We start from the raw sequence: 22,064 nt of genomic DNA on the forward strand, positions 1-22,064 counted from the left end.
CCCGTAGGCTGCTGCCGGTGCTGTTTGATTGCCTGATGGCGCTACGCTTATCAGGCCTACGCTCGCACGTTGGCGGAAGTCCGCGTGGTTACTGGGGGAGCTTATACGCCTGACGCGCTAATAACTTCCAGTCTCCGGCGCTGTCTTTTTTCATCACCAGCATCACGCCGATTTTTACTTCGCCAGGTTTTCCACTGTCGTTGGTTTTGGCCTCCAGAATATGGCGGACAATCGCGACATCGCCATCAATCTGCACAGTCTGGTCGTTCAGATTCAGAGTTTTAAATTGTGATTTTCCGGTCACGATAGCGTCAACAAATTCGGCGTTATTTTCAATTCTTCCACTGGAGTGACCATAGCTCAGAGAAGGTAACCCCACTTTTTCCAGACTGGATTTTTCACCGCTCAGCATCGCCTGACGCATGCTTTCTACAGCATTTGTCACCGCGTTAACGTCTGTACTCTGCGCAAAGCAAGAGCTGCTTAACAGCAAGAGCGCCATACAAAAGGCTTTTTTCATGTCCATCTCCTGATAGATGTTTTCGGTCTTAGTCGACCCCTGAACCTAATAAAACATTGTCACGACATTCAGGAAATAAATAGAACATGCATTCATTAAAAATAAAACCGCGTTTTAATGATGGGTGTCACAGACCGTGAAAAAGGTTAGCGTCGGGCCGGACGAGGTACGGCTGGTATTGTTGAAGGCGCTTTGCTTATCAGGTTTATGAAAACGGTGTGGCTACTGCGGTATGCCGCCGACAGGTTAATGTCTGGCAGTCAATGCGAACTACGCATACCGCTTTCATCATCTCTTCACGATAATGGAACGTTTTTTCTGGTACAACCTGACGCATTATCACGTTCAGACCGTGTTCCATCTCGCGTCGTGGCAGGGCAATGGATGCCTTTCCGCTGGCAATAATACTGGTATATGCGTAGCTATAATCGCAGGCTTCTTCAGCCTCCATCAGCTGGTGGTCGCCATCAATCTCGATACTGATTGCCGGATTTCTACGTAACAGACGCATCTTTTTCCCGTTACGTGCGCCGTGGAACCAGAAAGTCCAGCGCCCGTCCTGATACTCATAACCAAAATTGACGGGCACAATATACGGACTGGTCTCATCGTTGAGCGCTATCCGGCAAATCGGGTGATTTTTGATAATGGCGAGAATGTCATCAGGATCGCTGACGATACGTTCTGGATTACTCATGATTGCTGTCTTAAACAGGAAGTTGAGGGAACCGGACCGCAGTTGCCTGCAGTCCGGGATGGGGTATTAACCGTGCTTATTTTTCAGTTCAAAGCGCGGTGAAACCAGACCGTACAGCGTCCAGCCGAGGAAGGTCACGATGGAACCGTACAGCATCGCTTCTTCACCTGACGAGTAGAGTGCATAGAAGCTATACATCGCACCGATGAAGGCCACGAAGTTTGCCGATTTCGCCTTCGCTGCAGGTACATTCGCTACTCTCTGGATGATCACCAGTGCGGCCATCGACAGAATATACGGAATGATGTTCGTCACCACGGCCAGGTTGACCAGCACGTTAAACTGACTGTTCAGCGACGGGCTGATGGTCATCAGCGATAAGCCGCTCTGGATGATGACGATCGCGAGCATCCCCTGAACCGGCGCATCGACTTTGGTCACGCGAGAAAAGATTTTCGGGAAATAACCTTCATCGGCAGAGGATTTAAAGACCTGCGCAATGGTGAACTGCCAGCCCAGCAACGAACCGCAGCAGGACATGATCATCAGCGCCATGATCACTTTACCCACTTCCGGTGTGAACATCTGCGCAAACGCCAGACCAAACGGCGCGGTGGAGTTCGCCAGATCCATGTTAGGCACAATCCCGGCAATCACGTTGGTCGAGACGATGTAGATCACCGCCGCGCCCAGCGTTCCGCCCAGTACGGCAATCGGGACGTTCTTTTCGGGGTTTTCCACTACTTCTGCGTTCGCACAGGCGGATTCCAGACCAAGGAACGCCCACAGCGTCATCGCGATAGACGAACCGACGGCGGTAAAGAACGGTACGTGATGCGGGTTCCACGAGTTGGCATACAGCGTTGGGCTAAACCAGAACCAGCCGATGATGCACAGACCGACAACCGGAATGATCACCCCCCAGACAGTGATACTGCTGATCTGCCCGGTAATGCGCGCACCGCCAAAGTTGGCGACCGTACAGATCCACAGTACGCCAATGGTGGCGAGACCGATTTGCACCGGGGAGAGGGAGGCGCCGAAAAGTTCGGTACCGTAACCCACGGCGGAGATCGCGATGGCGACGTTGGCAATCAACAGCGATACCCCATAGGTGTAGTTCGCCATAAAGTTACCGGATTTACCAAACGCATATTCCGCGTAGCCGCCCATACCGCCTGATTTACGGCTGAACATTCCGCACTTGGCGAACGCCCAGGCCAGCGCCATGGACCCGACGGCAGTCACCAGCCAGGAGATAATCGAAATGGTGCCGACTTCAGCCAGTTTGGTCGGCAGCATGATGATCCCGGAGCCCATCATATTGACCATGGTCAGGATGGTGAGCTGCATCACGCCCATTTTATTGGATTTGGCTTTACTCATAATGCTTCTCCTTTCAACAGGCCGTTTTGTGCTTCACGCGGTTTAATCACGTAGCACCACACCTGTTTGCGACCATCACACTCGTTGATGTACACACCCTGAAGTTCCGGCGCGAAACCGGGCAGCAGGTTGATCCCTTCTTCCAGCGCGCTGAAGTAACGCAATACCGCACCGCCCCAGACTTCCCCCGGAACCACGCACAGCACGCCCGGTGGGTAAGGGAGCGCGCCTTCAGCGGCAATACGGCCTTCGGCCTCAGGCAGCGGCACCAGATCCACTTCACCGCGCAGATAGGCGTAGTTGGCATCCTGCGGATTCATGCTGACGCGCGGGAAATGCGACTTGCGGAACATCTCTTTTTGCAGTTGCTTCACGTTGTGACGCGCATACAGGTCGTGCATTTCCTGGCACAACTGGCGCAGGGTGTAACCGGCATAGCGCGCTTCGTGCTGTTTGTAGATAGACGGCAGGACTTCCGCCAGCGGCGCGTCAGACTCCAGCAGTCGCTCGAAGCGTACCAGCAGGGCGACGAGCTGTTGCAGTTTCGCCATGTCTTCCGCCGGGGTCAGCAGGAACAGGATCGAGTTGAGGTCGCATTTTTCCGGGACCACGCCATTTTCGCGCAGGAAGTTGGCAAGGATAGTCGCCGGGACGCCGAAGGTATCGTATTCGCCATTGCGTGCGTTGATACCCGGGGTGGTCAGCAGCAGTTTGCAGGGGTCAACAAAGTATTGATGCTCGGCATAACCTTCAAACGCATGCCAGTGTTCACCGGGAACAAAGTGGAAGAAGCGCAGATCGTTGGCGATTTCCGCAGTCGGATAAGATTGCCACGGTTTACCATCAACCAGTTCCGGAACAAAGGGACGGATATGATGGCAGTTGTCGAGGATCAGCTTACGGGCGTCAATACCATTAGCGACGCAATCCATCCACATGTTGCGGCCGCTGACGCCTTCGTGCATTTTGGCGTTAATGTCCAGCGCGGCAAACAGCGGATAGAACGGACTGGTGGAGGCGTGCATCATGAACGCGTTATTCATGCGTTTATGCGGCACATAGCGCGACTGCCCTTTGATATGGCTGTCTTTTTTGTGAATTTGCGAGGTCTGGGAGAAGCCCGCTTGCTGTTTGTGAACGGACTGAGTCACCAGAATGCCCGGATCGTTTTCGTTCAGTTCCAGCAGGAGTGGAGAACAATCCGCCATCATCGGGATAAACTGCTCATAGCCCACCCAGGCGGAGTCGAACAGGATGTAATCGCAAAGGTGACCAATTTTATCCACCACCTGACGGGCGTTATAAATCGTGCCGTCATAGGTGCCCAACTGGATAACAGCAAGACGGAATGGACGTGCGTCGCGAGCCCGCTGCGGCGCCACTTCGCTCACCAGTTCGCGCAGGTAGTTCTCTTCAAAGCAGTGGGCATCGATCCCGCCGATAAAGCCGTACGGGTTACGTGCGGTTTCCAGATAGACCGGCGTTGCGCCCGCCTGCAATAACGCGCCGTGGTGGTTTGACTTATGGTTGTTACGGTCGAAGAGCACCAGATCGCCGGGAGTCAGCAGCGCGTTCAGCACCACTTTGTTGGACGAAGATGTTCCGTTCAGCACAAAGTAAGTTTTATCCGCATTAAACACTTTCGCCGCGTGTTGCTGAGCGATGCATGGCGCGCCTTCGTGGATCAGCAAATCGCCCATTGCCACATCGGCATTACACAGGTCGGAGCGGAAAAGCGTTTCGCCAAAATACTCCACAAACTGATTACCAGCCGGATGACGACGGAAAAACTCGCCGCCCTGATGTCCGGGGCAGTCAAATGCGCTATTTCCCTGGTTAACGTAGTCAACCAGCGCGCGGAAGAAGGGAGGACGTAATTGTGTTTCGTAATGGTTTGCAGCGGTTTCTAACTGACGGCCATAGAAAGCGGTACGGGCTTCATTGCATTCGAATACGCCAGAAATGCGCGGCAGGTGTTCTGCCGGTACGCGCTCTTCCTCTTCTGCGGCGATAAACACCGGAATACCGTAGCCGGTCGCGTCAATTTCATCGAGTTTCCCACGTTCAATATCATTGACAGACAACACCACGGCAGCTACGTCAATAAAATTACTTTCATCAACATTCACAATCGTGCGTTGTGTAGAAAAACAGTCAGGGCAAGAACGACTCACGGCAATTTTTAATTCAGACATTTTCATCTCTTTATTTTCAGATAATAGCAGGTCCTCAATTTCTCGAATGAGAAACTGATAACTCCGGAATAAAAGCAATGCTTGTCCCCTGATAAATAAATCAGTAAATTGCTTTTTTTAGGATGCAAAAAACCTTACCTGTCCGGTCACAGGTAAATCAAGGCTTAAGCAGAGTGAGCACTGAGGAATACAGGCGTGAGCCTGTGATACAGCGAGTCAGGAAGACCTGTATGCTGGAGTGCCCATAGTCGAAAGACTAACGGGCATTAAAGAAATGAAAGTCAAAGCTATTACGGTGGGCAAACATCATAATATGTGTTGTCCGCCTGATATGGGGCATTGTACGGCTATTGTTTTCCATTTTGATTACCTTTTCTTTATCAGTAGAAGGTGAAGGTATTTTATCCAGGAAAACGCCCCGATCCGTGAAGGAGATCAATAAAAAACGATCATTCGCAAAATATTTAGTCGTTTTTTATGCATGACTGACGATAAGATATCACCTTGTTTATTATTTGTTATAATTCTGTGTTCTTTATTTTCAGTGAGAATTGACCTGGTCAAAATAATATAATTATGGCCAGGTGGGAATAATAAAAAATAAATTTAAGAATTATTTAAAAATAATGAATAACCATTCACGGCATAAAACGATAGCCAATGCCGGTTTCGGTAATAAAGTGGCGGGGTCGCGCGGGATCGAGCTCCAGTTTCTGTCGCAAGTGACCCATATAAATACGCAAATAGTGGCTGTGCTCGACGGCGTTCGGTCCCCAGACCTGGTTCAACAACTGGCGCTGAGTCAGCACTTTTCCGGCGTTGTTGAGCAACACGGCCAGCAGGCGAAACTCAATCGGCGTTAAATGGATTTCTGTTTCACCGCGATGAATCAGATGCGCGGCGAGATCCACCACCACATCGGAAAAGCGCACAACCGGTTCGGGAGAGGGAGTGGCGGAATGACGACGCAGGGCAACACGCAGGCGTGCCTGTAATTCGCCAATGCCAAAAGGTTTGCTCAGATAGTCGTCGGCCCCCGCATCCAGCGCGGCAATTTTGTCGCTCTCCTCGCTGCGCGCAGAGAGCACGATCACCGGGACGGCGCTCCACTGTCGCAGGTCGCGAATGAAATCAATGCCGTCGCCATCCGGCAGACCGAGATCGAGAATAATGAGATCGGGCTTGCGCGTTGCCGCCTCCAGTAAACCGCGCTGAAGGGTCTCGGCGTCATACACGCGCAGCCCATCGGCTTCCAGCGCGGTACGCAGAAAGCGGCGAATGGCCTGCTCATCTTCAACAATCAGAACGTTTGTCACATATCCTCATGAAAATCTTCAAGTTCTGGTGGAGCGTCTTGTCGGAGTGTAACACGGAAACAGGCGCCGCCCTGAGGGCGATTATAGACGGCAATCGACCCGCCATGCACTTCCACTATCGCCCGACAGATGGCCAGCCCCAACCCGACGCCCGGCACCGCCGACTCTTTGTTCCCCCGGGCGAATTTATCGAACACGCGCTGCTCCTGTCCTTGCGCAATGCCTGGCCCATTATCCCAGACGTCGAGTTGCAGATGTTCGTCTTCAACGTACGCGTCGATGCCGATCTCCGCCTGCGGTCCGGCATATTTGATGGCATTCTCCAGCAGATTAATCAGTACCCGTTCGAACAGCGGGCCATCGACGTGAATGAGGGTCAGCGGCGCGGGCAGGGAGAGGTTTACCGGATGAAGCAGGCCTGGCTCCAGCATTTTCAGCGCGCTGCCCACCACTTCTTCCAGCGTCAGCCACTCTTTTTTGAGGTTGAAACCACCGGACTGAATCCGCGCCATATCCAACAGGTTATTCACCAGGCGAGTGGTATTCAGTACATGCTGGCGAATTTCGCTGGCCTGTCTGGCATGAGGCGAGCCTTCGCTGGCAAGATCGAGCGTGAGGATTTCCGCCTGACCAAACAGCACGGTCAGCGGGGTGCGCAGGTCGTGAGAAAGTGCCGCGAGCAGGGCGTTACGCAGGCTTTCCCGTTCGCTGGCCAGCCGCGCCTGCTCTTCGCTGGCGGTTAAGGTCAGACGTTCCAGCGCATTCGCCACCAGCAGAGTGAACGTTTCCAACAGTCGTTGCTGCTCCGGGATCATTAACTGACGCAGATTGCCCGGTTCGACAACCACCAGACCGTGGGTTTTGTCGGCGCTGCGTAACGGCAGGATCTGGTACGGCACGCCGGGCAGAGTATCAGTGCCGGCGCCTGCCGGTAACCCTTTATCAAAGCTCCAGCGGGCAATAGCATCATCCCAGGGCGTCATTCCCTGCTGGTGGGTGAGGGCGGCCAGTTTGCCCTCTTCATTCGGCAATAAAATCTGGCTGCGGGCATGAAAGGTGGAGGCAATAAATTGTTCGCTGGTACTGGCGATATCTTGCGCACGGCGTCCCATCGCCAGCGCTTTCGACATCTCATAAAGATGACGAGTACGCTGTTCCCGGTAGCGCGCAACGCGAGCCTGATAGCGCACGCCTGCCGTCAGGTTACCAACGACCAGCCCTACCGTTAGCATGACGCCGAAGGTGAGGAGATACTGCACATCCGAGACGGCAAGCGTGCCGCGTGGCGCAATGAAGAACAGATCAAAGCTGACCACGCTAATAAAGGTGGCAAACACCGACGGCCAGCGACCATAGAAGAGGGCGATAACCACTACACCGAGCAGATAGAGCATCACCAGGTTTGCGGCATCAAAGGCAGCCAGCCACTGGCTGGCAATAAAGGTCGTGAGGGCGCAGAGCGCGACGGCGACCAGGCCGCCCTGAATTTGTACGCGCCATTTGTCCTTAAAAGTGCGGGTGTCGGGCATAGATGTCAGCGCCCGAGCCGGCGGTTCGTCCAGGGCGACGACCATCAGATCCAGTTCCGGCGCACGTTTCGCCAGCCGGTCGGCAAAAGAATCGCGATGCCACCAGCGTCGCGTTGTCGTCCGCCCCAGCACTATTTTTCCCAGATTATGCTCGCGGGCGTAGCGGACCACCGCTTTATCTTCGCTGGGATCGGACAGTGTGGCGGTCTCCGCGCCTAGCTCTTGCGCCAGTCGCAGGGCGTGCAGAATATTGCGCCGCTGCTTTTCCGGCAGACGATGCAGCGCGGGGGTTTCGACATAGACGGCGTGCCAAACGCTGCCCAGTCGCGACGCCAACCGTGCGGCGGTGCGCACCAGTTTTTCACTGCCGGTGTTGTGACCAATGCAGAGCAGTATGGCGTCGCGGGTATGCCAGACTCTCTCTTCACCCGGACGACCGCGCCATGCGCGCATCTGATCGTCCACCCTGTCGGCGGTACGGCGCAACGCCAGCTCGCGTAGCGCAATTAAATTGCCCTTGCGGAAGAAGTGTTCGATGGCGCGCTCGGCCTGCCCGGCGATATAGACTTTGCCCTCTTTCAGGCGCTGACGCAGATCGTCAGGCGGTAAATCGACCAGCACCACCTCGTCGGCAGCGTCAAAAAACGGATCCGGTACGGTTTCGCGCACCTGAATCCCCGTCACGCCGCTGACCACATCGTTCAGGCTTTCGAGATGCTGCACGTTGACGGTGGTAAAGACATCAATCCCGGCGTCGAGCAGTTCTTCAATGTCCTGCCAGCGCTTGGGATGGCGTGAGCCAGGCGCATTACTGTGCGCCAGTTCATCCATTAAGATCAGCGCCGGACGGCGGGCGAGCGCGGCGTCGAGATCGAATTCACTGATATGACGTCCGTGGCGCGCCTGGCGTTTCAACGGCAGAATGCTGAGACCATCCAGCAGGGCGGCGGTCTCTTTGCGTCCGTGGGTCTCCACCACGCCAATCAGGATGTCGAGTCCCTGTGCGCGCAGGCGCTGGGCTTCAGCCAGCATCGACCAGGTTTTCCCGACGCCCGCACAGGCGCCGAAGAAGATTTTTAGTTTTCCCCGATGCGGGGCGACCGCCTGCTCAAGCAGGCGATCGGGGTCGGGGCGTACCGGTTCACTATTCGCCATTCATGCTGTCCAGCGATAAATTGAGTTCGACAATATTTACGACCGGTTGACCGATAAAGCTCACCAGCGGTTTCTGCGTGTATTCTGCAACCAGTCGCGTCACCTGTTCAATGGTGAGATGACGGGCCTGCGCCACGCGGGGGATTTGCCACACCACCGCAGCGGGCGTCAGGTTGTTGTCCAGACCGCTCGCGGAGGCAGTAACCAGTTCCACCGGTACGTTATGACTGGCCAGCGGGTTGGCGGCGCGCAGGGCGGCGACCCGGTTTTGCAGTTGTTTATCCAGTTCCGGGTTACTGGCGGCAAGATTACTGCCGCCGGATGCCATGGGATTATAGGGCATTTCAGCGGTGGCCGAAGGCCGTCCCTGGAAATAGCCTTCAGCGGTAAAGTTCTGCCCGATCAGTGCAGAACCCCGCACCCCGTGTTCATCCCGAATCAGTGAACCGTTGGCCTGATGCGGGAACCACCATTGTCCCAGCGCGGTGGTCAGTAGCGGATACGCGCCGCCCGTCAGCAGCAGCAGGAAAATCATTGTTGAAAACAACGGACGTAAAGCACTCATCAGACACCTCACACCAGACCCAGCAGGGTCAGCAGCAAATCGATCACTTTGATGCCGATAAACGGCACTACCAGCCCCCCCAGACCGTAAATCCACAGGTTACGGCGCAGCATGGCGGATGCGGAAAGCGGTTTGTAGCTAACGCCTTTCAGCGCCAGCGGGATCAGAAAGACAATAATCAAGGCGTTAAAGATCACCGCACTCAGAATGGCCGAGTCCGGCGAATGCAGACGCATAATGTTTAGCGCATTCAGTTGCGGATAGGTCGCGGCGAACGCGGCCGGAATGATGGCAAAATACTTCGCCACGTCGTTGGCGATACTGAAGGTGGTCAGTGAACCGCGCGTCATCAGCATCTGTTTGCCGATGTGCACCACTTCGATAAGCTTGGTCGGGTTGGAATCAAGATCGACCATGTTGCCCGCTTCTTTTGCCGCCTGCGTACCGGAGTTCATTGCCACCGCCACATCAGCCTGTGCCAGCGCCGGCGCGTCGTTGGTACCATCACCGGTCATCGCCACTAAGCGGCCCTCCGCCTGATACTGGCGGATCAGCGCCAGCTTGGCTTCCGGTGTCGCTTCGGCAAGGAAGTCATCCACACCCGCCTCGGCGGCGATGGCGGCGGCGGTCAGGCGGTTATCGCCGGTGATCATCACCGTTTTAATCCCCATTTTACGCAACTGGGAAAAACGCTCTTTTATCCCGCCTTTGACAATATCTTTCAGCGCGATCACGCCTAACACTCGCGAACCTTCCACCACCACGAGCGGCGTGGCGCCCAGACGGGCGACGCTGTCCACTTTCTGCTCGACATCCGCCGGGAACTGGCCGCCGCTGGCCTCAACGTGGCGACGGATGGCGTCGACGGAACCTTTACGAATCATCCGGTTGTCGATGTTAATGCCGCTCATCCGACTCTGAGCGGTAAAGGGGACGAAGGTGGCATGCAGCGACTGCACGTCGCGTTCGCGCAGATTAAAGCGCTGCTTGGCGAGGATCACGATGCTGCGACCTTCCGGCGTCTCATCGGCTAACGACGAGAGCTGAGCGGCGTCGGCCAGCGTTTTTTCATCGACACCCTGCGCAGGCAGGAAGTCTGAGGCCTGGCGGTTACCGAGAGTAATGGTGCCGGTTTTGTCCAGCAGCAGCACGTCCACGTCGCCTGCGGCTTCCACTGCGCGTCCGCTGGTGGCGATGACGTTCGCGCCGAGCATACGGCTCATCCCGGCGACGCCAATCGCGGAGAGCAACCCGCCGATTGTCGTTGGGATCAGGCAAACTAACAGGGCGACCAGCACCGTGACGCTGACCGCGTGACCGCCCCAGGCAGAAAATGGCCACAGCGTTGCGGTTGCCAGCAAAAAGACAATCGTCAGGGCTATCAGCAGAATGGTCAGGGCGATCTCGTTGGGCGTTTTACGGCGCTGGGCGCCCTCGACCATGGCGATCATCCGGTCAAGGAAAGTTTCGCCGGGATTCACGCTGCATTCGATCACCAGCCAGTCGGAGAGAATGCGCGTCCCGCCGGTCACCGAGGCGAAATCGCCGCCGGATTCGCGGATCACCGGTGCGGACTCGCCGGTAATGGCGCTTTCATCCACGGAGGCGCCGCCTTCAATGACTTCACCGTCACAGGGAATGATATCGCCGGCTTCCACCAGCACGATGTCGCCTTTACGCAACTCATCGGCCGGGACGTGATCCATCTTCGCACCGTACTTCGGCTCGCGCAGTTTGCGGGCAAACGCCGTCTTTTTCACCCCTTTAAGGCTGTTGGCCTGCGCTTTACTGCGCCCTTCGGCGAGCGCTTCAGCAAAGTTGGCAAACAGTACGGTGACCCACAGCCACAGACTGATCGCCCCGGTAAACAGCGCGCTGCCCGCCATCTGGCCTGTCGCCATCGCGACGGTAATCACGGTGGTCAGGAGGCTACCCATCCAGACGATGAACATTACCGGATTGCGCCACTGGGTATGTGGGCTTAATTTTTTCACTGCGTCCATCAGCGCCTGAGCGACCAGAGACGGTTCGAACAGCGCCAGTTGTTTGCGACTCATAACATTGTGCTCCGCATCGCTCAGCGTAAGGAAAGGTGTTCAGCCACTGGGCCAAGCGCCAGTGCAGGAATAAAGGTCAGGGCGCCGACTAACAGCACCGTCCCGATCAGTAAGCCGATAAACAGCGCGCCGTGGGTCGCCAGCGTGCCAGGACTGGCCGGTTGGCTCTTTTTCGCCACTAGCGTTCCGGCAATCGCCATCACCGGAATGATGACCCCGAAGCGACCAACAAACATGCAGAACGCCAGCAGACAGTTCCAGAACGGGGTGTTGGCGCTCAGACCGGCAAAGGCGCTGCCGTTGTTATTGGCGGCGGAAGAGACGGCGTACAGGACTTCGCTAAAGCCGTGCGGACCGGGGTTGAGCATGGCGCTGCGCCCCGCCTCGGTCATCATGGCGAGCGCGGTGCCGAGTAAGACCAGCGCAGGGGTGACCAGAATCGCCAGCGCGGTCATTTTCATCTCGCGAACGTCGATCTTTTTGCCCAGGTACTCTGGCGTGCGGCCAATCATCAGTCCGGCGATAAACACCGCCAGCAGCACGAACAGCAGCATGCCGTAAAGGCCCGAACCAACGCCGCCGAACACCACTTCGCCAATCTGCATCAGCCACATCGGTACCATGCCGCCCAGCGCGGTAAACGAGTCGTGCATGGCGATCACCGCGCCGCACGAGGCTGCCGTCGTCACCACCGCAAAAAGACTGCTCACCAGCACGCCAAAGCGGCTCTCTTTGCCTTCCATATTGAGACTGGAATCAGCACCAAACTGCAGCAGATGCGGGTTACCCTGAACCTCTGCCCACATCACCACGGCGACGCAGACGATAAATATGAGTGACATGGCCCACAGCAACATCCGTCCCTGACGGCGATCGCCTGCAGCGTCGCCAAACGCGAAACAGAGCGCGGCTGGAATTAAAAAGATTGCCAGCATCTGCACCATGTTGGTCAGCGCGGTGGGGTTTTCGAACGGGTGTGCTGAGTTGGCATTAAAGAAGCCGCCGCCGTTGGTCCCCAACATCTTGATGGCTTCCTGCGAGGCCACCGGCCCCATTGGCAGCAGTTGTTGCACACCTTCCAGGGAGGTGAAGGGTTGATAGGGCAGCAGGTTTTGCAGGCTGCCTTGCTGAATAAAGAACAGGGCTATCACCAGCGCGATGGGGCATAAGATCCACAGCGTAATGCGCACCAGATCGACCCACGCGTTGCCGAGGGTGCTCATGCTCTGGCGCGTAAAGGCGCGGATCAGAGCAAACACCACGGCGATCCCGGTTGCGGCGGATAAAAAGTTTTGTACCGTCAACCCGGCCATCTGACTGAAATAGCTTAAGGTGGTTTCCCCGCTGTAGGACTGCCAGTTGGTGTTAGCAACAAAGCTGACCGCAGTGTTGAGCGCCAGCTGCCACGACAGCCCAGGCAACTGCTGTGGATTCAGCGGCAGAAAGTGTTGCCCCACCAACAGCAGAAACAGGAGCGTCAGCCCCAGCATGTTCAACGCGAGGATCGCCAGCAGGTACTGCTTCCAGTTCATCTCATGTGTCGAAATACTCAGCCCGCGCCAGATCAGGCGTTCAACGCCCGCGGTACCAGGCAGCGGATTATTGCCGATCAGCCGCGCCAGGCCCGCGCCTAACGGCCTGGCGAGCACGAACAGAATCAGCAGAAAACTGGCGATGAGTAAAAATCCTTGCGCAGCCATCAGAACGCCTCCGCATTGATTAATGCATATACCAGGTAACCTAATAATAAGAAAATCAGCACGATGCCGATTATCACGCCTGCACTCACAGTGCACCTCCCGTGGCATAAATGTGATAAACACAGCGTAAATATCTGCCTGCAAAGATTTCGCAAAAATCGACGTCGGGGGTGTAAAAAAAGTATAAAAATGGCAAAAACCATTATTTAACTAATGATTAGTATTAATTTAACTTTTTTGTAACTTAATTACGCGATAAAGATAAACAAAGCGTAAATAGCTAAAAATAAGTGGTCGGATGAGTAGTAAAATTACACGCAAAGCGGTACTATTTTCAGCAGATAACCAATTTGACTTTACCGGTGATGATTACCGGCCAGATAAAGGGGAGAGAATCATGGAGTTGTACAAAGAATATCCAGCACATGTTGTATTGTTACGCCGTACTTTCGCCGTTGTGGCTGGGGTGCTGGCACTACCGGTCATGCTGTTCTGGAAAGACCGCGCCCGTTTTTATAGCTATCTACACCGTGTGTGGTCAAAAACCAGCGATAAACCGGTGTGGATGGATCAGGCTGAAAAAGCCACCTGCGATTTCTACTAAGAGCATCGCGTTCAGAAAAACCGCCAACAGCAATGTGGCGGTTTTTTTATGCCTCTGTGTCTACACTTATTTCAGAAATGGAAAAGGAGACATCATGAGCGAGAAAATCCCTGTTGGCATTAGCGCCTGTTTGTTAGGGGAGGCGGTTCGCTTTGATGGTGGACATAAACGCCTGACCTTTGCAGTCGAAGAACTTTCACCGTGGGTGCACTTTGAACCCGTCTGTCCGGAAATGGCGATCGGCCTGCCGGTGCCGCGTCCTGCATTGCGCTTAGTGAAAATGGAAGAGGCAATGGCATTGCGTTTCAGCGATCAGCGTGAGGGCGATTTAACTCAGGCGATGACCGCGTTCAGTGAAGAACGTGTCAGCCGTTTCGGGCACCTTTGTGGCTATATTGTCTGCGCGAAATCCCCCAGTTGTGGCATGGAACGCGTTCGTGTTTATGACGCCGATGGGAAAAACAATCGCAAAGCCGGCCGCGGTCTCTTTACCTCAGTCCTGATGGCGTCTTACCCGTGGCTCCCTGTTGAAGAGGACGGGCGATTGCACGACCCACAATTACGGGAAAATTTTGTCGCGCGGATTTATGCCCTGCATGAATTGAACGGACTGCGCCAACAAGGACTCACGCGTGGCGCGCTGATTGACTATCACAGCCGCTATAAGCTGTTGCTGCTGGCCCATTCGCAGCCGGAATATCGCGAGCTGGGGCGCTTTGTCGCTGCTCTCTATGAGTGGGAAAGCCTTGATGATTTTTTCATTGAATATCGTCTGCGCCTGATGAAACTGATGTCCCATCCTGCCACCCGGCGTAACCATACCAATGTCCTGATGCATGTTCAGGGCTATTTTCGCAAACAACTCAATGCCCGTCAGCGGCAGGAGTTGGCATCCCTCATTGACGGCTACCGACGCGCTACGCAACCCCTGCTTGCGCCTGTGACGCTGCTCAAACACTATATGGCGGAATATCCGGATGCGTATCTCTCCGGGCAACGCTATTTTGATCCCTGGCCGGAAGCCCTGCGGCTGCGCTACGGGAGTTGATTTTTTTCATTCGGGAGTGTTATGTCCACCCATCTGGTCTGGTTTCGTCGCGATCTCCGTCTGCATGACCATCTTGCCCTTGCCGCCGCCTGCCGCCATCGCGCTACACGCGTCGTGGCGCTGTTTATCTCCACGCCTGAACAGTGGGCGAATCATGAGATGTCACCGCGCCAGGCCGCCTTTATCCAGGCTCAGCTAAACGCTTTACAGCAGGCGCTGGCGGAAAAAGGCATTCCGCTACTGTTTGAAGAGGTCAATGATTTTGCGGCCAGCATTGAAACGGTGAAAGCGGTGTGCGAACAGCATGACGTCAGCCATCTGTTCTACCACTATCAGTACGAAGTGAATGAGCGCGAGCGCGATGCGACAGTGGAAAGCGCGCTGCCCAATGTGGTCTGTGAAGGGTTTGATGACAGCGTGATCCTGCCGCCAGGCTCGGTGATGACGGGAAATCATGAGATGTATAAAGTCTTCACGCCGTTTAAAAATGCCTGGTTAAAACGGCTGAAGGAGGGGATGCCGGAGTGCGTTCCCGCGCCCGAACGGCGGGAGAGGAATGAGGTTTTGTCATCGTTACCTCTACTCAGCCTTAATTATCCGCAGCAGGATTTTGATCAGACCCTTTTCCCGGTGGAAGAAAAAGCCGCCATTGCCCGGCTACGCCAGTTTTGCCAGCAGGGAGCGGGCGAGTACGACGAACGTCGCGATTTCCCGGCCATTGAGGGCACCAGTCGTTTATCCGCCAGTCTTGCTACCGGCGGCTTATCGCCGCGCCAGTGTCTGCATCGCCTGTTGGCGGAACAGCCGCAGGCGTTGGATGGCGGCGCGGGCAGCGTCTGGTTGAACGAACTTATCTGGCGTGAGTTTTATCGCCATCTGATGACGTACCATCCCGGTCTGTGCAAACACCGCCCCTTTATTCTCTGGACCGATCGCGTGCGCTGGCGGGACCGTGCGGATGATTTACAGGCCTGGCAGGAGGGGAGAACGGGTTATCCGATTGTTGATGCGGCGATGCGGCAACTGAACGCCACCGGCTGGATGCACAACCGACTGCGGATGATTACGGCCAGTTTCCTGGTGAAAGATCTGCTGATCGACTGGCGTAAAGGCGAGCGCTATTTCATGTCACAGCTGATCGATGGCGATCTGGCCGCAAATAACGGCGGCTGGCAGTGGGCGGCCTCTACCGGAACCGACGCCGCGCCGTATTTCCGTATTTTTAATCCGACGACGCAGGGCGAAAAGTTCGACAGCGACGGTGAGTTTATCCGTCAGTGGATCCCAGAGCTTTGCGATGTGCCGGGCAAGGCGGTACACGAACCGTGGAAATGGGCGACAAAAGAGGGCATTTCGCTCGACTATCCGCAGCCTATTGTCGATCACAAACAGGCGCGTCAGGAGACACTCGCCGCGTATGAGGCCGCACGAAAAAGCTGACGGTGACTATGCGATCTGACGCCATAACTATTCAGGAAGAGGGGGCGTCAACACGCCTCTTTTTTATGGCTAAGCGCGCGGCGATGGTTTCTTGATATGGCGAATAATTGTCTATCGACGAACCGCCACAGGGACGCTATTTTAACGGAGTGCATAAATAAACAAGGGATCGATGATGAAAAACACCGAACTGGAACAACTGATCAACGAGAAACTGAACAGCGCCGCCATCAGCGACTACGCGCCAAACGGTTTGCAGGTTGAAGGCAAAGAAACGGTGCAGAAAATCGTCACCGGTGTGACCGCCAGTCAGGCGTTACTGGATGAAGCGGTGCGTCTGCAGGCCGATGCCGTCATCGTTCATCATGGGTATTTCTGGAAAGGCGAATCCCCGGTGATTCGCGGGATGAAGCGCAATCGCCTGAAAACACTGCTGGCGAATGACATTAACCTCTACGGCTGGCATCTCCCGCTGGATGCGCATCCCGAACTGGGTAACAACGCACAGTTGGCGGCCCTGTTGGGGATCACCGTAATGGGTGAAATCGAGCCGCTGGTTCCCTGGGGCGAACTGGCGATGCCGGTTCCTGGGCTGGAACTGGCGTCGTGGATTGAAGCACGTCTTGGACGCAGGCCGTTATGGTGCGGCGACACCGGGCCGGATACCATCAAACGCGTCGCCTGGTGCACCGGCGGCGGGCAAAGCTTCATCGACAGCGCCGCGCAGTCTGGCGTTGACGCCTTTATTACCGGCGAAGTTTCAGAACAAACCATCCACTCTGCCCGTGAGCAGGGGCTGCATTTTTACGCCGCCGGGCATCACGCCACCGAACGCGGCGGGATCCGTGCGCTCAGCGAATGGTTGACGGAGAACACCGATTTGGATGTGACGTTTATTGATATTCCCAACCCTGCATAACCCGCCTCATAAGGGCTATTTTACTTGCCATTCTGGCCCTGGGCAGTGCTCAAAATCCTCACGTACTCCCTGTACGCTCCGGTTTTTGTGCGCTGTCCGAGTCCTGACTGGCAGCGACAATAACGCCTGATGAAGCGGGTGGTAAAAACAAGAGGAACACAAGTGCAACGAGCGCGTTGTTATCTGTTAGGTGAAACGGCGGTGGTGCTGGAGCTTGAGCCGCCGGTGACGCTGGCGAGCCAGAAACGTATCTGGCGGCTCGCTCAGCGTTTGGTTGAGACGCCAAACGTGGTCGAGGCGATTCCGGGAATGAACAATATCACCGTGATCCTGCGCGACCCGCAAACGCTGGCGCTGGATGCGATCGAACGCCTGCAACGCTGGTGGGAGGAGAGTGAGGCGCTGGAGCCTGACTCACGCTATATCGAAATTCCGGTGACCTACGGCGGCGCAGGTGGTCCCGATCTGGCGGACGTTGCCCGCCACAGCGGCCTGAGCGAAAAGCAGGTAGTGGAACTGCACGCGTCGGTCGAGTACGTGGTCTGGTTTTTAGGTTTTCAGCCGGGATTCCCGTATCTCGGTAGCTTACCGGAACAACTGCACACGCCAAGGCGCGCAGAGCCGCGGCTGATCGTTCCGGCAGGATCGGTGGGTATCGGCGGGCCGCAAACCGGTATTTATCCGCTGCCAACGCCAGGCGGCTGGCAGTTAATTGGTCATACGTCGCTGCCCCTGTTCGACCCGAAAAAAGAAGAACCGGTTCTCCTGCGCCCTGGCGATAGCGTGCGCTTTATCCCGCAGAAGGAGGGGGTATGCTGAATATTATTCGCGCGGGATTGTACACTTCGGTTCAGGATGGCGGTCGTCATGGTTTTCGTCAGTCAGGCGTGAGCCACTGTGGCGCGCTGGATAAACCGGCGATGCAAATCGCTAACCTGTTGGTGGGCAATGAGGCCAGTGCCCCGGTGCTGGAAATTACCCTCGGACAACTGGTTGTGGAATTTGAAACCGACGGTTGGTTTGCCCTGACTGGCGCAGGATGCGAAGCGCGGCTGGATAATCACCCCGTCTGGACGGGCTGGCGTCTGCCGGTGAAAGCGGGCCAGCGTCTGGCGCTAAAACGTCCGCAGCACGGTATGCGCAGCTATCTTGCCGTCGCGGGCGGCATCGACGTGCCGGAAGTGATGGGGTCATGCAGTACCGATCTCAAAGTAGGCATCGGCGGGCTGGAAGGCCGTCTGCTGAAAGATGGCGACCGGCTGGCAACCGGCAAACCCCGGCGCCCGTTCCAGGAAGCGCGAGGGGTAAAGCAGCTGCTATGGGGGAACCACATTCGGGCGCTGCCGGGGCCGGAATACCACGAATTTGACGCCGTTTCACAGGAGTCGTTCTGGCGATCGCCGTGGCATCTGAGTCCACAGAGTAACCGGATGGGCTACCGCTTGCAGGGACAGCCGCTGACGCGAACGACGGATCGGGAACTGGTGTCGCACGGTCTGCTGCCCGGCGTGATTCAGGTACCGCACAACGGGCAGCCGATTGTATTGATGAACGATGCCCAGACGACCGGCGGTTATCCGCGCATTGCCTGTATTATTGAGGCCGATATGTACCATCTGGCGCAGATCCCGCTCGGTCAACCGATTCACTTTGTTCAGTGTTCGCTGGAGGAGGCGCTGAAAGCGCGGCAGGACCAACAGCGCTATCTGGAACAACTCACATGGCGACTCAATGATGAACATTGATTTAAATGCGGATCTCGGCGAAGGCTGCGCCAGCGATGGAGAGCTGTTGACGCTGGTCTCATCGGCCAATATTGCCTGCGGCTTTCATGCCGGCGATGCGCAAACCATGCTGACCAGCGTGCGCGAGGCGCTGAAAAATGGCGTAGCCATTGGGGCGCACCCGAGCTTTCCGGATCGGGAAAACTTTGGTCGCACAGCGATGACGCTACCTGCGGAAACCGTCTACGCGCAAACGCTGTATCAAATCGGCGCGCTGGCGGCAATGGCCAGGGCGGAAGGCGGCGTCATGCGCCATGTGAAACCTCACGGCATGCTCTACAACCAGGCGGCGAAAGATCCGCAACTGGCGGATGCTATTGCAAAAGCGGTACACGCCAGCGATCCGGCGCTGGTTCTGGTCGGCCTGGCGGGAAGCGAGCTGATTCGTGCGGGCGAGCGTTACGGTCTTGTCACGCGACAGGAGGTGTTTGCCGACCGCGGTTATCTGGCGGACGGCAGTCTGGTGCCACGTAGCCAACCGGGCGCGCTGATTGAAGACGAAGAACAGTCGCTGGCGCAAACGCTGGGAATGGTTGAAACCGGACGCGTGAAAAGTCTCACCGGCGAGTGGGCAAGCGTCGTGGCGCAAACGGTCTGTATTCATGGCGATGGCGAACACGCGCTGGCCTTTGCCCGACGTTTACGCGCGGCGTTTGAAGCCCGCGGTATCACCATTGTTGCATAAACACACTGACGCAGCCTCCATTGAGGGGCTGCGCATATAAAAACACCACAACAAAACACAACATACAGGAATGGATTATGGGAGATGCAATAACGCTCTGGCCACTGATGGGCATCGCCGTCATTGTGGTTGGATTTCTTTTACGTTTTAACCCGGTGCTGGTGGTCATTGTCGCCGGGATCGTCACCGGACTGGCGGCGCAAATGCCGATCGCCACGATCCTCGAAAAACTGGGTGAAGGTTTTCTCAACACCCGCAACCTACCGTTTATCCTGCTGATCCCGCTGGCGGTTATCGGCCTGCTCGAGCGTCACGGTCTGAAAGAACGCGCCCAGGCGTGGATTGCCAGGATTAAAAGCGCCACGTCAGGTCGCTTGTTGATCGTCTATCTGTTTATTCGTGAAGCCACCGCTGCGTTGGGGCTGACCAGCCTGGGCGGCCATCCGCAAATGGTGCGTCCGTTGTTAGCGCCTATGGCGGAAGGGGCGGCGGAGAAAACGTACGGGGCATTGCCCGGCGCGGTGCGCTACCGTCTGCGAGCGATGTCGGCAGCGACGGATAACGTGGGGCTCTTTTTTGGTGAGGATATCTTCGTCGCCTTCGGCGCGATTATCTTCATGCACAACTTTATGCTGGAGTCCGGTGGCATTCAGACCGAACCGCTGCACATTGCCTTGTGGGGGATCCCAACGGCTCTGTGCGCCTTCGTGATCCACGGTACGCGCCTGTGGCGGCTGGACAGCTATCTGCAACGCGAGATGGCAAAAGCCGGTTCTGTTGACACCCGCAAAGGAGAGGCGCAATGAATTTTCAACAAAGCTACCTCTACTGGCTGGCGGGGATCGTTCTGCTGATTGTCGCCATTATGTCCTGGCAGGATAAAGCGAATCCGCGTCGGCTGACTACCGGGTTATTCTGGGGCGTCTACGGGCTGTTGTTCCTGCTGGGCGACTGGACGTATCAACTGGTGGGCGACAAACGCACGGTCAACATTGCCGTCGGCGTCGCGGTGGTGCTCATGGCGTTGATCGCCGGTTTTGGCGGTGTGAAGCTGGGAAGTTATCATCAGCGCACCCGCGAGCAACGGGAAGAGAGCGCTACGCGTCTGGGGAACCGCCTGTTTTACCCGGCACTGGCCATTCCGGTCGTCACCGTGATTGGCGTACTGATGTTCAACCACATTCCAGGACTGCAGGACGCCCTGTTTGGACCAGGTAATCATGCCACGCTGGTGACGCTGTTCTCAATGACCGCAGGCTCACTGATTGGTCTCGGCATGGCTGTCAAAATGACCCATGAGAAGGTGCATCAGCCGATTCAGGAGGCGCGCCGTTTGCTGGATTCCATCGGCTGGGCATTTATTTTACCGCAGATCCTCGCAACGTTAGGATTGCTGTTTACGGCGGCAGGCGTCGGCAGTGGCATTTCGTATCTTACGCAAGAGTATCTGGCCGTCGACAGCCGCTTTATCGCGGTAGCGGTGTATACCATTGGGATGGCCCTGTTGACGATGGTGATGGGTAATGCGTTTGCCGCCTTCCCGATTGTCACGGCGGGGATTGGCATTCCGATTCTGGTGCTCCAGCACGGTGGAAACCCGGCGGTGATGGCGGCTATTGGGATGTTCTCCGGCTATTGCGGTACGCTGATGACGCCGATGGCGGCAAACTTCAATATTGTGCCCGCGGCGCTGCTGGAACTGCCAGATAAAAACGCGGTCATTAAAGCGCAGGTGCCGACCGGCATACTGCTCCTGTTAGTCAACGTGTTCCTGATGTATTTCCTGATGTTCCTGTAAGGAGGACGGATGAAAACAGTATTAATCACCGGATTTGAGCCCTTCGGCGGCGAGCAGGTTAACCCTTCCTGGGAAGTGGTCTCGCAGCTCGACAATGCTATCATCGCCGGGTGTCGCGTGGTGGCGCGTCAGTTGCCGTGTGTGTTTGGCGAGTCGCTCAGTGTGCTGAATTCCGCCATTGATACGCTCTCTCCGTCGCTGGTGCTGGCCATCGGACAGGCGGGCGGACGGACCGATATTACCGTTGAGCGCGTGGCGATCAACGTCGACGACGCCCGTATTCCGGATAATAAAGGCCAACAGCCGGTGGATGAGCCGATTGTTGCTGGCGGGCCAGCGGCCTGGTTTAGCACGCTGCCCATCAAAGCCATGGTGGCGGCGATGCGTGAAGCGGGTGTGCCAGCGTCGGTCTCACAGACGGCGGGGACGTTTGTTTGCAACCATGTGATGTACGGATTGCTGCACAAACTGAGCGGCATCGCGGAGGTGAAGGGGGGATTCATCCATATCCCTTATCTGCCGCAACAGGCGGCGGCGCATCCGGGTGCGCCCAGTATGGCGGCGGAAACGGTACGTCTGGCGCTGGAAGTGGCGATCGCTACCGCATTGCAGATCGACGATGACATCGCCGTGACAGGTGGCGCCACGCACTAATATCCTCAGATA

At 56.2% G+C, this 22,064-nt stretch carries 21 protein-coding genes; 10 read left to right on the forward strand and 11 right to left on the reverse strand.

The genetic code is table 11. The features are described 5' to 3' along the window. Window positions 1–88 precede the first annotated feature (88 nt). From AL479_RS16505 to kdpF, 11 genes are all read right to left on the reverse strand, one after another. Complete coding sequence (locus AL479_RS16505) at window positions 89–520, reverse strand: nuclear transport factor 2 family protein (RefSeq protein WP_061076845.1); 432 nt, start codon at window positions 518–520, stop codon at window positions 89–91. Between the two features lie 205 nt (window positions 521–725). After that, complete coding sequence (locus AL479_RS16510; protein ID WP_061076846.1) at window positions 726–1,217, reverse strand: pyridoxamine 5'-phosphate oxidase family protein; 492 nt, start codon at window positions 1,215–1,217, stop codon at window positions 726–728. Window positions 1,218–1,283: 66 nt separating this feature from the next. Beyond that, window positions 1,284–2,603: a putrescine-ornithine antiporter gene (gene potE / locus AL479_RS16515; RefSeq protein WP_061076847.1), complete on the reverse strand. Its 1,320-nt coding sequence runs from the start codon at window positions 2,601–2,603 to the stop codon at window positions 1,284–1,286. After that, window positions 2,600–4,798 (reverse strand): ornithine decarboxylase SpeF, encoded by a 2,199-nt coding sequence (gene speF, locus AL479_RS16520; protein ID WP_061077996.1) that lies wholly within the window; start codon window positions 4,796–4,798, stop codon window positions 2,600–2,602. The genes potE and speF overlap by 4 nt, the downstream gene beginning before the upstream one ends. A 256-nt stretch (window positions 4,799–5,054) precedes the next feature. After that, a complete protein-coding gene (gene speFL, locus AL479_RS23865; RefSeq protein WP_114149115.1) occupies window positions 5,055–5,159 on the reverse strand; it encodes a leader peptide SpeFL in 105 nt (34 codons plus the stop codon). Between the two features lie 277 nt (window positions 5,160–5,436). Next, window positions 5,437–6,114, reverse strand: coding sequence for a two-component system response regulator KdpE (gene kdpE / locus AL479_RS16530; RefSeq protein WP_061076848.1), 678 nt, complete (start codon window positions 6,112–6,114; stop codon window positions 5,437–5,439). Then, on the reverse strand, window positions 6,111–8,798 hold the full coding sequence (gene kdpD, locus AL479_RS16535) for a two-component system sensor histidine kinase KdpD (RefSeq protein WP_061076849.1): 2,688 nt from the start codon (window positions 8,796–8,798) through the stop codon (window positions 6,111–6,113). Before kdpD ends, kdpE begins: the two co-directional genes overlap by 4 nt. After that, window positions 8,788–9,363: a potassium-transporting ATPase subunit KdpC gene (gene kdpC, locus AL479_RS16540; RefSeq protein WP_061076850.1), complete on the reverse strand. Its 576-nt coding sequence runs from the start codon at window positions 9,361–9,363 to the stop codon at window positions 8,788–8,790. The genes kdpD and kdpC overlap by 11 nt, the downstream gene beginning before the upstream one ends. Before the next feature lie 8 nt (window positions 9,364–9,371). After that, complete coding sequence (gene kdpB, locus AL479_RS16545) at window positions 9,372–11,420, reverse strand: potassium-transporting ATPase subunit KdpB (protein WP_061076851.1); 2,049 nt, start codon at window positions 11,418–11,420, stop codon at window positions 9,372–9,374. A 20-nt stretch (window positions 11,421–11,440) separates the two neighbouring features. Beyond that, window positions 11,441–13,120, reverse strand: coding sequence for a potassium-transporting ATPase subunit KdpA (kdpA, locus tag AL479_RS16550; protein ID WP_061076852.1), 1,680 nt, complete (start codon window positions 13,118–13,120; stop codon window positions 11,441–11,443). Then, window positions 13,120–13,209 carry a K(+)-transporting ATPase subunit F gene (gene kdpF / locus AL479_RS16555; protein WP_042285393.1) on the reverse strand — a complete coding sequence of 30 codons (90 nt, stop codon included), beginning with the start codon at window positions 13,207–13,209 and terminating at the stop codon, window positions 13,120–13,122. The genes kdpA and kdpF overlap by 1 nt, the downstream gene beginning before the upstream one ends. Window positions 13,210–13,517: 308 nt before the next feature. Here kdpF and AL479_RS16560 point away from each other — a divergent pair, with 308 nt between their 5' ends. The 10 genes from AL479_RS16560 to pcp all read left to right on the forward strand — a co-directional run bounded on the left by AL479_RS16560 (window position 13,518) and on the right by pcp (window position 22,052). Beyond that, window positions 13,518–13,724, forward strand: coding sequence for a YbfA family protein (locus AL479_RS16560; protein WP_043001383.1), 207 nt, complete (start codon window positions 13,518–13,520; stop codon window positions 13,722–13,724). A 94-nt stretch (window positions 13,725–13,818) separates the two neighbouring features. Continuing rightward, window positions 13,819–14,772 (forward strand): YbgA family protein, encoded by a 954-nt coding sequence (locus AL479_RS16565; RefSeq protein WP_061076853.1) that lies wholly within the window; start codon window positions 13,819–13,821, stop codon window positions 14,770–14,772. A gap of 21 nt (window positions 14,773–14,793) precedes the next feature. Beyond that, window positions 14,794–16,212, forward strand: coding sequence for a deoxyribodipyrimidine photo-lyase (gene phrB, locus AL479_RS16570; protein ID WP_061076854.1), 1,419 nt, complete (start codon window positions 14,794–14,796; stop codon window positions 16,210–16,212). 175 nt (window positions 16,213–16,387) lie between these two features. After that, window positions 16,388–17,131: a radiation resistance protein YbgI gene (gene ybgI, locus AL479_RS16575; RefSeq protein ID WP_061076855.1), complete on the forward strand. Its 744-nt coding sequence runs from the start codon at window positions 16,388–16,390 to the stop codon at window positions 17,129–17,131. A 162-nt stretch (window positions 17,132–17,293) separates the two neighbouring features. Next, window positions 17,294–17,950, forward strand: a complete 657-nt coding sequence (pxpB, locus tag AL479_RS16585; protein ID WP_061076856.1) for a 5-oxoprolinase subunit PxpB — start codon at window positions 17,294–17,296, stop codon at window positions 17,948–17,950. After that, window positions 17,944–18,876 carry a 5-oxoprolinase subunit PxpC gene (pxpC, locus tag AL479_RS16590; RefSeq protein WP_061076857.1) on the forward strand — a complete coding sequence of 311 codons (933 nt, stop codon included), beginning with the start codon at window positions 17,944–17,946 and terminating at the stop codon, window positions 18,874–18,876. Before pxpB ends, pxpC begins: the two co-directional genes overlap by 7 nt. Next, the gene (gene pxpA / locus AL479_RS16595) at window positions 18,866–19,600 is read left to right on the forward strand and encodes a 5-oxoprolinase subunit PxpA (RefSeq protein ID WP_061077998.1); all 735 of its coding nucleotides are present in this window, start codon (window positions 18,866–18,868) and stop codon (window positions 19,598–19,600) included. The genes pxpC and pxpA overlap by 11 nt, the downstream gene beginning before the upstream one ends. 77 nt (window positions 19,601–19,677) lie before the next feature. Next, window positions 19,678–20,406 carry a DUF969 domain-containing protein gene (locus AL479_RS16600; RefSeq protein WP_061076858.1) on the forward strand — a complete coding sequence of 243 codons (729 nt, stop codon included), beginning with the start codon at window positions 19,678–19,680 and terminating at the stop codon, window positions 20,404–20,406. Further along, window positions 20,403–21,398, forward strand: a complete 996-nt coding sequence (locus AL479_RS16605; RefSeq protein ID WP_061076859.1) for a DUF979 domain-containing protein — start codon at window positions 20,403–20,405, stop codon at window positions 21,396–21,398. The genes AL479_RS16600 and AL479_RS16605 overlap by 4 nt, the downstream gene beginning before the upstream one ends. A 9-nt stretch (window positions 21,399–21,407) precedes the next feature. Further along, complete coding sequence (pcp, locus tag AL479_RS16610) at window positions 21,408–22,052, forward strand: pyroglutamyl-peptidase I (RefSeq protein WP_061076860.1); 645 nt, start codon at window positions 21,408–21,410, stop codon at window positions 22,050–22,052. Window positions 22,053–22,064 lie beyond the last annotated feature (12 nt).

Origin of the sequence: Citrobacter amalonaticus, assembly GCF_001559075.2 — a bacterium.
Classification (GTDB): domain Bacteria; phylum Pseudomonadota; class Gammaproteobacteria; order Enterobacterales; family Enterobacteriaceae; genus Citrobacter_A; species Citrobacter_A amalonaticus_F.

Bases quoted from the DNA above. Each gene is read 5' to 3' on its own strand.
- ybgI (WP_061076855.1), top strand. From the start codon at position 16,388: ATGAAAAACACCGAACTGGAACAACTGATCAACGAGAAACTGAACAGC.
- kdpC (WP_061076850.1), bottom strand. From the start codon at position 9,363: ATGAGTGCTTTACGTCCGTTGTTTTCAACAATGATTTTCCTGCTGCTG.
- AL479_RS16600 (WP_061076858.1), top strand. From the start codon at position 19,678: ATGGGAGATGCAATAACGCTCTGGCCACTGATGGGCATCGCCGTCATT.
- AL479_RS16560 (WP_043001383.1), top strand. From the start codon at position 13,518: ATGGAGTTGTACAAAGAATATCCAGCACATGTTGTATTGTTACGCCGT.
- potE (WP_061076847.1), bottom strand. From the start codon at position 2,603: ATGAGTAAAGCCAAATCCAATAAAATGGGCGTGATGCAGCTCACCATC.
- AL479_RS16505 (WP_061076845.1), bottom strand. From the start codon at position 520: ATGAAAAAAGCCTTTTGTATGGCGCTCTTGCTGTTAAGCAGCTCTTGC.
- speF (WP_061077996.1), bottom strand. From the start codon at position 4,798: ATGTCTGAATTAAAAATTGCCGTGAGTCGTTCTTGCCCTGACTGTTTT.
- kdpB (WP_061076851.1), bottom strand. From the start codon at position 11,420: ATGAGTCGCAAACAACTGGCGCTGTTCGAACCGTCTCTGGTCGCTCAG.
- AL479_RS16605 (WP_061076859.1), top strand. From the start codon at position 20,403: ATGAATTTTCAACAAAGCTACCTCTACTGGCTGGCGGGGATCGTTCTG.
- AL479_RS16510 (WP_061076846.1), bottom strand. From the start codon at position 1,217: ATGAGTAATCCAGAACGTATCGTCAGCGATCCTGATGACATTCTCGCC.
- kdpD (WP_061076849.1), bottom strand. From the start codon at position 8,798: ATGGCGAATAGTGAACCGGTACGCCCCGACCCCGATCGCCTGCTTGAG.
- pxpC (WP_061076857.1), top strand. From the start codon at position 17,944: ATGCTGAATATTATTCGCGCGGGATTGTACACTTCGGTTCAGGATGGC.
- speFL (WP_114149115.1), bottom strand. From the start codon at position 5,159: ATGGAAAACAATAGCCGTACAATGCCCCATATCAGGCGGACAACACAT.
- kdpA (WP_061076852.1), bottom strand. From the start codon at position 13,120: ATGGCTGCGCAAGGATTTTTACTCATCGCCAGTTTTCTGCTGATTCTG.
- AL479_RS16565 (WP_061076853.1), top strand. From the start codon at position 13,819: ATGAGCGAGAAAATCCCTGTTGGCATTAGCGCCTGTTTGTTAGGGGAG.
- pxpA (WP_061077998.1), top strand. From the start codon at position 18,866: ATGAACATTGATTTAAATGCGGATCTCGGCGAAGGCTGCGCCAGCGAT.
- pcp (WP_061076860.1), top strand. From the start codon at position 21,408: ATGAAAACAGTATTAATCACCGGATTTGAGCCCTTCGGCGGCGAGCAG.
- phrB (WP_061076854.1), top strand. From the start codon at position 14,794: ATGTCCACCCATCTGGTCTGGTTTCGTCGCGATCTCCGTCTGCATGAC.